The sequence below is a fragment of the Prevotella sp. 10(H) genome (assembly GCF_000711235.1).
GTDB lineage: Bacteria > Bacteroidota > Bacteroidia > Bacteroidales > Dysgonomonadaceae > Dysgonomonas.
The window spans coordinates 447,728-459,992 of the sequence record NZ_JOMI01000009.1 but is presented as its reverse complement, the minus strand read 5'-3'; the positions used below and the strand labels follow the sequence as shown (position 1 = coordinate 459,992).

Genomic DNA, 12,265 nt, shown 5'->3' with positions numbered 1-12,265 from the left:
AAGCTACCATCGTTTAATTACTTCCGATTCCTTGAAACGGAAAAATGCTATAATCCAGTTTACCAGAGCGAAAAACGCAAAGATATACATTACTCCCTTTTCTTTGTCTCCGCTATTACCGCGGAATGAACCATTATTAAGTGCATTTCCAAAGCCTTCCATTCCATCTTTAAATACAATAGAAATTGTGATCCAGCAAATGAAAAGGAATGCTATAAATACTATAGTTCCTGCTGAAAATGATTTTATAAATGCATTCTTAGGCCAGAACGTCGATCCTAAAATGAAAAGTGACTGGAAGAAAAAGAAGACACATACAAGTTGGGCAAACTTCAACGAATCATTAAAAACATGATTGTAATCCTTATCACCGATTAATTTATTTAAATCGATAAATGCGACATCCAAACTTGGAAACATTACAGAACATATCAGTACCCGTACTGCATCGGCCATAAAAAACAGAACAACATATGCCACTATATAGCCTATGGTAAATATTAACCAGCGTGAAAAAAACTTTTCGAAAGAAGAAGACGGGTTCATCAGGTAAGACAAACGCTTTGTCTTGCTATTGATAGGCTCCATGCTTAATGACGCTGAGATGCAGCCGAATATGAAAAAGAACAGTGATACAAATGTTAATAATTCTCTGTTAAGATATTCTGGTATTCTTCCGTTTTCCACCGCCTGACCTAGAGCCATATAAGAATCCCACGTAAGGAAAATGGCGAGCACGCCAAATATTGTAAGAACACGCATCATGTATTTCTTCCAGCTCTCTTGTATATCCTTTTGCAGTAGTAAGCAAAAACGCTTTATATTGAAAGTATCGTTCATAATATTCAGATTTATTGTAATATTGCTGTTATCTTATCCCTGTTGCTGAGAGTTGCATTAAATAATGTTTCCAGATTGAGTGAAGTTTCCTCGTCTTCGTCATTTTGCATAATAACATTATACCCCTGTATCGAAGGTGAAGCGTACACTGCTTTCTCAATAACCTTTTCGCTGGAAGTTTCCAGAAAGCGCAACCGTCTGCATATATGAGAAACCGATGCATCCATCAGTACAGTATTGTTATCTATAATAATTACTTGTTCCAATAACTTATCTACATCCTGCACCTGATGTGTTGATATCAAAATAGACTTTTCGTCCGTCATGCCCGAAGCTATAAACTTGCGGAACTGGCTTTTACCCGGTATATCCAACCCGTTAGTCGGCTCATCCATAACTAACAAAGATGTATTCGTAGCCAATGCAAAACTCATAAACACTTTCTTTTTTTGTCCCAACGATAGAGCGGATAAATTCACATCGTAGATCATATCGAAGCAGTCGAGGTTTGTACGCAGTTGCTCCTCGCTAAAGTTTGGATAGAACGAACGGTTAAGTGCCACATACTTCTTCAATGGTATTGACGGTAAATCGAATTCTTCCGGTACGATGAATACATCTTTTAATACAGAAGGTTTTCTTTTTGAAACATCTTCTCCTTTATATTCTACCTTGCCACTGCGAGGCATCAGAAGACCGGTCATCAGGTAAAGCATCGTGGACTTTCCCGCCCCGTTCTTACCTAATAACCCCGATATCTTACCTTTCTCTATCGAGAAAGTAAAATCCCTGAATATTTCTTTCTTTTTGTACCCGAAGGTCACATTGTGCATTGTTACCATATAATCATTATTTAATTATAACAGTGTAATAGTATAATAGTACACGCAAATTTATTTATTATTTTTTAATATCCAATAGTATTATCATATATTTTTGAAAAAAATTTATCATGGAAAAATTCTATCTATATAATAGATAGGGGAGTAAAAAAAATCTAATTTTGCATCGGATTTATTATCGATAGCTTGGCGTATGAATTCATTCCGCCATTCATAACACTGATAATAAGATGTTTACAACTTGTTAACGAGCTGTTAATAAACATCCGCAAACAACACATTTACAGCACTATACCATTGTTAATAACTTTTCAATAGCAATGTTGAAAACTTTTGCTCAAATTTAAGTGGGGAAAAGTGGGGAGAAGTGTATAATTTTCATACCTTTACGTCATATATTGTATATTGTTAAAATTCAAAGTGTTAATGATGCAATTTTTGGGTAACATAGAAGCTAAGATCGATACAAAAGGAAGAGTTTTTGTCCCGGCGGCTTTCAGGAAGATTCTACAATCTTCTGCCCATAATACTTTGATACTCAGAAAAGACATATTTCAGGACTGCCTTGTTCTTTATCCGGTGGAAGTATGGGATAACGAGGTGGCCGAACTGCGTTCACGGCTGAGCAGGTGGAATATGGAAGAGCAGGCTCTGCTGCGCCAGTTCGTGGTAGATGCCGAAAAACTGGAGATAGACGGTAGCGGACGCATACTTATTTCGAAAAGATATTGCCAGATGATAGGTATAACATCCGAAGTGCGATTTCTGGGAGTAGACAATACAATAGAAATATGGGTAAACGGTTCTCTGGACAAATCGCTTCTGCCGGCCGACGATTTCGCAAGCCGGATACAGGCATTAATGAATAAGGACTCACAAAACAACTGATCATGGCTGATATTTATCACATACCGGCACTACTTCACGAAAGTGTAGATGGTATGAACATCCGCACCGACAGCATCTGTGTGGATGTTACTTTCGGTGGTGGAGGCCACTCAAGAAAAATCTTGTCCCGGCTGGGAAAGAGTGGCCATTTGTATGCCTTTGATCAGGATGAAGATGCAATAAACAATATACAGGAAGATAGTAGGTTCACATTTATACGGAGCAATTTCCGGTTTCTGAAAAACTTCATCAAGTATCACGGCGTGGAAGAAGTGGATGCTATATTAGCCGATCTGGGCGTATCTTCACATCACTTCGACGATCAGGAAAGAGGGTTTTCTTTCCGTTTTACAGATAGCGACCTCGATATGCGCATGAACCAAAAAGGCAGAAAAACTGCAGCCTATATCCTGAATAATTACACCGAAGAACAACTCGCCAACGTATTCTACCTGTATGGCGAACTAAAACAATCGCGCCGCATTGCATCGGTTATCGTAAAAACAAGAAAAGAGAAACCTTACAAAAAAATAAGCGATCTTCTCGATACGTTGTCGACCTTTGTCGGCAGAGGCGAAAAAGAGAAAAAGGTATTGGCACAGGCTTTTCAGGCACTCCGCATAGAAGTAAATGAAGAAATGGAAACACTTAAGGAGATGCTTGATCAGGCGCTGGATATACTCAGACCGGGAGGACGCCTTGTAGTTATCACTTACCATTCACTCGAAGACAGGCTTGTAAAGAACTTTTTCAAAACAGGGAATTTCGAAGGAAAAATAGAAAAAGACTTTTTCGGCAATTTCGAAACACCTTTCAGGCTGGTAAACAATAAAGTGATAGTTCCTACTCGCGAAGAGGAAGAACGTAATCCACGCTCAAGAAGCGCCAAACTAAGAATTGCGGAAAAGATATAACGAACAACGACCAAAATGAAAGCGAAAGATATAAAAAAGAAAGTGATGTATATTCTGGGAGGGACGGTTTTTACCGAAGACTTCTTCTGGAAAAATGCGCGGTTCATCATCACCGTCTTTATTATATTGGTACTTTATATCAGCAACAGATACAGCTGCATAGAGAAGAGAGCCAAGATAGAATCGCTGCAGTATGAGCTGAAAGATGCAAAATTCGAATCGCTTACGATAGCCTCGCAACTGATGAGTGTCAGCCGCGAATCGAAAGTGGAAGCACTTGTTCAGCAAAATGGCGTGGAAATAGAACAAACTAAAGAACCTATATATAAAATAAAAGACAAGTAAATACCCGACAGGTATATTGAGATATGGCAAAGAAATCGGAAGGCACAATGAAGAAGGCAGCGATCAGCAGATACGGTTGGATCGTTTTTCTCATGTCCTTTATTTTCATAGGAATCATTGTATGCATCTTTAAGATCAAGTATGCCGAAGGGCCTGTATGGCGCGAACTGGGCAAACTGGAAACGGTAAAGAAAGACAGAGAAATACGTCCAAACAGGGGTAATATTTATGCCGACGACGGACGCCTTCTTGCTACTAGCGAGCCTTTGTATGGTGTATACATGGACTTCATGTCGGAAGGAATAAAGAAAGATACATTGATGAAATATGTCACTCCCCTTTCGCAGGCATTGGCAAAGAAATTCGCCGACAGGAATGCAGCACAATATAAAAAAATAATACTCGACGGCTGGGATCTGAGCCGTAAGGAACTCAATGAGATAGAAATAAACAGGAAAAGCGGCTCAAAGAAAAAAGTAAAAGTCCGCAGTCGCTATGTAAGGATAATACGTCCCGATATAAATTATGTAGACCTGAAAGAACTCCGCACTTTCCCTTTCTTCAATCAACGAAGCAACCGCAGCGGATTGCTTACCGAAGAGAAGACTATGCGTATGAAGCCGTTCGGACGTCTGGCAGGAAGAACAGTAGGTTCCATATATAAAGATATAGATGCAGGAGGAGCCAGCGGTCTGGAATTGAAATATGATTCTATACTAAAAGGCGTGCCGGGACTAAAAACCCGCCAGCGTGTACAGGGACGATGGATAGATGTCGTTCTGGAAGAACCAATCGACGGATGGGATATTAAAACCTCTTTAGATGTGGATATTCAGGATATGTCCGAAAAAGCGCTCTATAACAAATTAGTGGAAACCCGGGCAGAATCGGGCGTAGCCATTGTAATGGAAGTAGCGACAGGCGAAATAAAAGCCATTACCAATCTCGACAGAGTGTCGGAAGGAGTTTATGCCGAAGGAAACCCGAATGCTTTCTCTTATATGTCGGAGCCGGGTTCTACATTCAAAACAGTGTCGTTGATGGTAGCGCTCGAAGACAGCGTAGTCACCCCGCGCGATTCCTTATTTGTAGGCAACGGTCTCTTCGAGCACAAAGGACGTGTAGTACGCGACCACTACTGGCGCACGGGAGGTCGCAAACAATATATGACTATCACCGAAGGGATGGCCATTTCTTCGAACGTCGTCGTATCCAAAATGATACTTAAGGGTTATGAAAACAACCCGCAGAAATACGCACAACGTATTCACGACTTGGGATTGACAAAGAAAATAGAATGGGACGTACCGTTGAAAGGGATAGAAGGAACATCCCAGATACGTTTTCCTAACGACAAAGCCAATCCATGGTCGAAGACAACCTTGGCGTGGATGTCTTTCGGATACGAAACGCAGGTACCGCCTATTTATATGCTGATGTTCTATAACGGCATAGCCAATAACGGAAAAATGATAAAGCCATTCCTTACAAAGGCTTTCCTGAAAGACGGTAAAGTCCAGCAGGAATTCGAAACCGAAGTAATCAACCCGTCGCTGTGTTCTGAAAGAACACTGAGTCAGGTAAAAGAAATATTGAGGGAAGTAGTTACAAAAGGAACGGGTAAAGCCGTGAATTCCAAGCTATTTCCTATTGCCGGAAAAACAGGAACGGCCATGATTGCTTCGCGCGGAGGCTATGAGGGTTATTATGTATCGTTCTGCGGATATTTCCCTGCCGATGCACCCAAATATACCTGTTTCGTAGGAATTCGCAGGCCTGTAGGCTCTCCCTCAGGAGGATTGATGCCGGGCGCCGTATTTAAGAATATAGCCGAAGGAATATATACAAAACATCTGGTGGCGACGCCTGTATATGCATCTAAAGATACGGTACATTCTTTAATTCCTGCAGTAAAAGGCGGCTCTTTGAAAAATACCGAATTGGTACTGAAAAAGCTTAACCAGCAATATACATTCTCCGGTGATAAAGCAGAATGGATAAAAGCAAAGAACGATTCTGTGACCGGCGGCATCACATTATTCGAAAGCATATCAAAAGAAGGGCTTGTACCGAATGTAATAGGTATGGGTGCGCGCGATGCCATTTATCTGTTAGAGAATAGCGGACTGAAAGTCAACCTGAGTGGTGCCGGCAAAGTGCGAAAGCAATCTATTCAGGCCGGAAGCAAAATAACGAAAGGTGCTGCAATAACAATTGAATTAAACTAAAAAGATACAGATATGAAGCTAAAGGATTTACTAAAAGGCATAGATGTAGTCGAAATAAAAGGTGACGAAAACGTAGAAGTAACAGGGATATTCACCGACTCCCGCAAGGCAATAGCAGGTTCGGCTTTCATTGCCCTCAAAGGTGTGCAGGTAGACGGGCACCAATATATAAACAATGCGCTTGATCTGGGTGCAAAAGTTGTCATTCACGAAGAAGACATTCATACGAAAGAGAATATTATATATATAAAGGTAAAAGACAGTGCCGATGCTGCCGGAAAAATCGCTACTCATTGGTATGGCGACCCTTCCTCAAAACTAAAGTTGGTGGGCGTTACCGGAACAAACGGCAAAACGACTACGGCAACTCTGCTGTATGAAATGTTCCGCCATTTGGGATATAAAGTAGGATTATTGTCCACTGTTGCCAACTATATAGACGGTAAAGAATACCATGCGACGCATACAACCCCTGATCCCCTATCATTGAACGATATGCTGGCAAAAATGGTAGATGCAGGCTGCGACTATGCCTTTATGGAGGTAAGTTCGCATGCTATTCATCAGAAACGTATCAGCGGGCTGAAATTCGAAGGAGGCATATTTACCAATATCACACAAGATCATCTCGATTATCATAAAACAATGGCGGAATATCTGAAAGCAAAAAAGATGTTCTTCGATGATCTGCCCGAAGCCGCCTTTGCCCTTACCAATATCGATGATAAGAACGGGCTGGTAATGCTACAGAATACAAAAGCTAAAAAATGTACGTATTCTGTAAAGACACTGGCAGATTTCAAAGCTAAAATAATAGAGAAACATTTCGACGGAACAGCTATCGAGATAAACGGTAAGGAAATACAGGTGCAGTTTGTAGGCGTATTTAATGTATATAATTTACTGGCTGTATATGGAGCAACTGTACTTCTCGGACAGGATCCCGATGAAGCGTTGCTTATCCTCAGCACATTGAAACCGGTATCGGGACGTTTCGAAACAATTCGCTCATCGGAAAATTATACAGCTATTGTAGATTACGCACATACCCCCGATGCCCTTACCAACGTACTGGAAGCAATTCACGAAGTATTGGAGGGTAACGGCCGTGTAATTACAGTTGTAGGCTGCGGTGGCAACAGAGACAAAACAAAGCGCCCGATCATGGCTCGCGAAGCGGTACGCCTTAGTGATCAGGTGATACTTACATCCGACAATCCGCGATTCGAAGAACCACAGGCCATTATCAACGACATGGCCGACGGACTCAATAGCCAGCAGATGAAAAAGACACTACTGATCGTAGAGCGCGAACAGGCCATAAAGACAGCATGTACGCTGGCAAAAGAAGGAGATGTAATTCTCATTGCCGGAAAGGGTCATGAAGACTATCAGGATGTCAAAGGAGTGAAACATCATTTCGATGACAGGGAAGTTGTACGTAATATTTTTAATAGTTAAAACCGGATACTATGAAACAGCTATTTGTAATCATATTTTTTCTTTCTTCTATCTGTATTTTTTCACAGACAGAAAGCAAACCCATGCTTTTAGGTAAAATAGCAAAAGAGGATATGACGAAAGCGCCTTATGGCAAATGGTTCTACAGTGGATATGAAACGTATTTTCCTAATGAGGTTATTTTGAATCAGCTGAAAAAGGCAAGGCTGAATAATTATAGGTTTACTATTTTTCTGGGAACATGGTGCGGCGATTCACATCGCGAAGTTCCCCGCTTTGTAAAAGTATTGGAAAAGGCAGGCGTTCTACCGAAGAATATAGAGTACATAGCTCTCAATACGGGAGACGGTGTCCATAAACAGTCGCCTGAAAAACAGGAAGTGGACAAGTATATATTTAAGGTGCCTACTATCATTATTTCCAGAAATAATAAAGAGGTAAACCGCATAGTAGAATATCCGGTAGAATCACTGGAAAGAGATCTGCAGGCAATACTAGCTAATAAATATTCTCCGAATTACCGTTCCTATCCTTATATAACAGACTGGCTGAAAAAAGGATTAATGACAGATGAAAACGTTTCCATAAAAGGTCTGGCCGATCAGATCAGGCATATTACAAAAAATGCAGGTGAGATAACGTCTGCTGCCTACGTGTTATGCGAACAAGGGAAAAAAGCCGAAGCAGCAATCCTGTGCAAAATGGCTATTATGCTCTATCCTGAAACGGTTAATTATTCATCGTGTGTCTATATGTTATCCGAAAATAATGAATACGAAGAAGCAATGAAAATAGTAAAGAAATTACTTGCCCGCAGTTCGAATGAAAAGGATAACGATAAAATATTAGAACTGTACGATAACATAAAAACAAAGCTAAAATAAGATGTTGTATTATTTATTCGACTATTTAGACCAGTTAGATTTTCCGGGGGCGGGGCTATTCAGATACGTATCGTTCCGTGCAGCTATGGCAGTGGTGTTATCATTGCTGATATCCACCATTATAGGACGTCGCATCATAGATAAATTACAGAAACTGCAGATAGGCGAAACAGTCAGGAACCTTGGTCTTGAAGGTCAGTTAAGTAAAAAAGGAACGCCTACAATGGGGGGAATTATTATTATTATCTCCATATTAGTTCCGGTATTACTTTTAGCAAGACTTGATAATATATACATCATATTGATGATAATCACAACCGTATGGCTGGGGGTACTCGGCTTTCTCGATGATTATATTAAAGTATTTAAGAAAGATAAGGAAGGCCTGCACGGCAAGTTTAAGATAATAGCACAAATAGGCTTAGGGCTTATTGTAGGATTAACCTTATATCTCAGTCCCGATGTCACAATCAGAGAAAATATAGAGTTTCGTAATGAAAACAATGTAATAGAAAGGGTAAGTTATGTTGCAGAAGGTGTGAAGTCTACACAGACTACCATTCCTTTTCTGAAAAACAATAACCTCGATTATGAGGATCTGGTTTCATTTATGGGAGATTACGCCGAACCGGCAGCATGGATATTATTCGTGATGATAGTAATTTTCATCGTAACTGCTGTATCCAACGGAGCAAACCTGACCGACGGACTCGACGGGCTTGCGGCAGGAAATTCCGCTATTATAGGGGTCACTCTCGGAATACTGGCATATGTATCGGGGCATATGGAGTTTGCCTCCTATCTCAACATCATGTTTATACCCGGCAGTCAGGAACTTGTGATATTCGCCGCTGCGTTTATAGGAGCCACTGTTGGTTTCCTATGGTACAATGCCTTTCCGGCACAGGTATTCATGGGCGATACAGGCAGCCTCACATTAGGAGGAATCATAGGCGTATTTGCCGTAGTTATCCATAAGGAACTGCTGCTGCCTATACTATGCGGCATTTTTATGGTAGAAAGCCTGTCTGTTATGGTACAGGTCGCCTATTTCAAATTTACAAAAAAGAAATACGGTGAAGGTAGACGGATATTCAAAATGACGCCTCTTCACCACCATTTCCAAAAGGCGGGTAACTCGGGCATACAGGCCCTATGGCAAAAACCGATAGGGGCAGTTCCCGAATCGAAAATAGTAGTCCGTTTCTGGATTATTGGAATAATTCTTGCTGTACTTACACTGGCAACATTGAAAATGCGCTAAACAATTCATCAGATATGAACAAGATAATCATACTAGGAGGAGGCGAAAGCGGGGTTGGTTCGGCTATACTGGCACAGGCCAAAGGATTCGACGTTTTCCTGTCGGATAACGGACCTTTGCTGGACAAATACAAAGCCGAACTCGATCGATACAGTATCCCTTACGAAGAAAAAGGACATACCGAAGCACTTGTACTCGCTGCCACCGAGATTATAAAAAGTCCCGGAATACCTAACTATGCGCCTCTTGTTCATAAAGCTATTGAAAAAGGAATTCCTGTGCTTTCCGAAATGGAATTTGCGAAACGCTATACTTCTGCCAAGATGATTTGTATTACCGGTAGTAATGGTAAGACAACTACCGCAAGCCTGATATATCATATACTGAAATCTGCAGGGCTGAATGTCGGATTGGGAGGAAATATCGGGCGAAGCTTTGCCCGTCAGGTAGCCGAAGAAAACTATGACTATTATGTATTGGAACTAAGCAGTTTCCAGCTTGAAAATATGTATTCTTTCAAGGCGGATATTGCCATTTTACTGAATATTACACCTGATCATCTCGACAGGTACGACCATGATATGCAAAAGTACATCGACGCTAAAATGCGTATCGCCCGTAATCAGACCGAGGCGGATGCTTTCATATTCTGGGAGGAAGACCCTATAGTAAGCAAAGAGATAAACAAACTTGCATCGACAGGTAAGCGTTATACTTTTGCAGACCATAAGATTGGAAACGCTGTAGCTTATCTGAATAATCACAAGATAGATATTTTCACTCCTAATTCCAACTTTATTATGGAACAGGATTTATTAGCACTCGAAGGTTTACACAACCTCTATAATTCGCTTGCATCAGGCATTGCTGCAAAGCTTCTAGATATCACAGATGATAATCTGCGTCAGTCATTGAGCGACTTTACAGGTGTAGAGCATCGCCTCGAAAAAGTAGCTAAAGTAAGGGGCATCCAGTTTATAAACGACTCTAAAGCAACGAATGTAAATTCGTGCTGGTACGCACTGCAAAGCATGAAAACAAAAGTAGTTCTCATATTGGGCGGTACCGACAAAGGCAACGATTACAACGAAATCGAACAATTAGTTAAGGACAAAGCAAGAGCATTAGTCTTCCTCGGAGTGGATAATAGCAAATTGCATAAGTTTTTCGACGGAAAAGTAGAACATACAGAGGACACTTCTTCGATGAAAGACGCCGTACAGAAAGCATACGAACTGGCACAGGAAGGTGATACGGTCTTACTGTCGCCATGTTGCGCAAGCTTCGATCTCTTTAAGAATTATGAAGACAGAGGCAACCAGTTTAAAGAATACGTAAGAAAATTATAATCCGTCATGGAATTCAACTTTTTAGGAAGGGCATTTAAAGGAGATAAGGTTATATGGTGCATATTTATTGCTCTGTGTATCATCTCTCTGCTCGAGGTTTTCAGCGCCACCAGCACAATAGCCTACCGCCAGCAAAGCCATTGGGCTCCAATACTTCGTCATTCTGCATTTCTGCTGATCGGGTTTGCTGTGGTCATGTTTCTGCAACGTGTACCTACACGTTTCTTTTCTGTATTACTGCTGGGATTGCCTATTTCTGCTATCCTGCTTATCGTCACCATGTTTATGGGAGAAGACGTCAACGGCGCACAGCGTTGGCTGGGAATCGGTGCTTTCACTATACAACCTTCCGAATTTGCGAAAATATCCATGATCGGTTTTATTGCCTTCTTCTTAAGTAAAATGAAACCGGAGAATGAAAGTTGGATTTTTAAAACACTGATTATAGGCATAATCATTATTTGCGCACTTATTGCTCCTGAAAACCTGTCTACAGCCTGTCTTCTCTTCGGAGTATGCATCCTGATGTTATGGATCGGGCAGGTACAATTCAAAAGGTTATTTAAGGTAGCAGTAGCGGGGATAGCTATAGCCGGATTTCTGATTCTCAGTCTTACTTTATTACCTGAGAATGTTGTCAAAGATTATTTTCCGGGACGTCTCACTACTTGGAAAAACCGTATAGAAAGACACTCTGGTGATCAGGAAGTTTCGATATATGACAAGAATGAAGACGGCTCAATTGCATACAAGGTAAACGATGATAATTACCAGGTTTCGCATGCCAAAATAGCAATAGCAAACGGCGGAATCATAGGGCTACCGGGTAGCGGTACCGAAAGGGACTTCCTGCCGCAGGCTTATTCCGATTTTATTTTTGCCATTATTCTTGAAGAGATGGGTTTGCTGGGTGGATTATTTGTATTACTTTTATATATTGCTTTGATGATCCGGTGCGGCGTACTGGCTTCTAAATGCGAAAAGAAATTCCCGCGGTACCTTATTCTGGGTGCAGGACTAATTCTCACTATACAGGCTTTGGCAAATATGGCTGTTGCGGTAAATCTTATACCGGTAACAGGGCAACCTTTGCCCCTTGTCAGCCGTGGTGGGACTTCAACTATTATTACTTGCGCTTATTTCGGCATCATTCTGGCTTGTTCGTCTAAGTTTAATGATGCGGATCATGAGGATGTGGATGAAAGTATTGCAAATATTGATTTTGAAATGCCCGAAAAGGAAGATTGAAG

11 protein-coding genes are annotated in these 12,265 nt (G+C 41.1%); 9 read left to right on the top strand and 2 right to left on the bottom strand.

The window, feature by feature from the left end:
* Positions 1-3: 3 nt before the first annotated feature.
* Both K348_RS0117395 and K348_RS0117390 read right to left on the bottom strand, forming a co-directional pair.
* Positions 4-840 carry a hypothetical protein gene (locus K348_RS0117395; RefSeq protein ID WP_029906816.1) on the bottom strand — a complete coding sequence of 279 codons (837 nt, stop codon included), beginning with the start codon at positions 838-840 and terminating at the stop codon, positions 4-6.
* A gap of 11 nt (positions 841-851) precedes the next feature.
* Positions 852-1,682, bottom strand: coding sequence for an ATP-binding cassette domain-containing protein (locus K348_RS0117390; RefSeq protein WP_029906815.1), 831 nt, complete (start codon positions 1,680-1,682; stop codon positions 852-854).
* 426 nt (positions 1,683-2,108) lie between these two features.
* Here K348_RS0117390 and K348_RS0117385 point away from each other — a divergent pair, with 426 nt between their 5' ends.
* The 9 genes from K348_RS0117385 to K348_RS0117345 are packed head-to-tail and all read left to right on the top strand — an operon-like array spanning position 2,109 to position 12,263.
* A complete protein-coding gene (locus tag K348_RS0117385) occupies positions 2,109-2,570 on the top strand; it encodes a division/cell wall cluster transcriptional repressor MraZ (RefSeq protein WP_029906814.1) in 462 nt (153 codons plus the stop codon).
* Positions 2,571-2,572: 2 nt separating this feature from the next.
* A complete protein-coding gene (gene rsmH, locus K348_RS0117380; protein WP_029906813.1) occupies positions 2,573-3,484 on the top strand; it encodes a 16S rRNA (cytosine(1402)-N(4))-methyltransferase RsmH in 912 nt (303 codons plus the stop codon).
* A gap of 15 nt (positions 3,485-3,499) precedes the next feature.
* Entirely contained in the window at positions 3,500-3,829 is a 330-nt protein-coding gene (locus K348_RS0117375; protein WP_029906812.1) for an FtsL-like putative cell division protein, read from the top strand.
* Between the two features lie 23 nt (positions 3,830-3,852).
* The gene (locus tag K348_RS0117370; RefSeq protein WP_029906811.1) at positions 3,853-6,057 is read left to right on the top strand and encodes a penicillin-binding transpeptidase domain-containing protein; all 2,205 of its coding nucleotides are present in this window, start codon (positions 3,853-3,855) and stop codon (positions 6,055-6,057) included.
* A gap of 12 nt (positions 6,058-6,069) precedes the next feature.
* Complete coding sequence (locus tag K348_RS0117365; protein ID WP_029906810.1) at positions 6,070-7,518, top strand: UDP-N-acetylmuramoyl-L-alanyl-D-glutamate--2,6-diaminopimelate ligase; 1,449 nt, start codon at positions 6,070-6,072, stop codon at positions 7,516-7,518.
* An 11-nt stretch (positions 7,519-7,529) separates the two neighbouring features.
* The gene (locus K348_RS18915; RefSeq protein WP_156032919.1) at positions 7,530-8,402 is read left to right on the top strand and encodes a thioredoxin family protein; all 873 of its coding nucleotides are present in this window, start codon (positions 7,530-7,532) and stop codon (positions 8,400-8,402) included.
* Between the two features lies 1 nt (position 8,403).
* Positions 8,404-9,666: a phospho-N-acetylmuramoyl-pentapeptide-transferase gene (gene mraY / locus K348_RS0117355; RefSeq protein ID WP_029906808.1), complete on the top strand. Its 1,263-nt coding sequence runs from the start codon at positions 8,404-8,406 to the stop codon at positions 9,664-9,666.
* A 14-nt stretch (positions 9,667-9,680) separates the two neighbouring features.
* Complete coding sequence (murD, locus tag K348_RS0117350) at positions 9,681-11,015, top strand: UDP-N-acetylmuramoyl-L-alanine--D-glutamate ligase (protein WP_029906807.1); 1,335 nt, start codon at positions 9,681-9,683, stop codon at positions 11,013-11,015.
* 6 nt (positions 11,016-11,021) lie between these two features.
* Entirely contained in the window at positions 11,022-12,263 is a 1,242-nt protein-coding gene (locus tag K348_RS0117345; protein WP_029906806.1) for an FtsW/RodA/SpoVE family cell cycle protein, read from the top strand.
* The last annotated feature ends 2 nt before the right edge of the window (positions 12,264-12,265 follow it).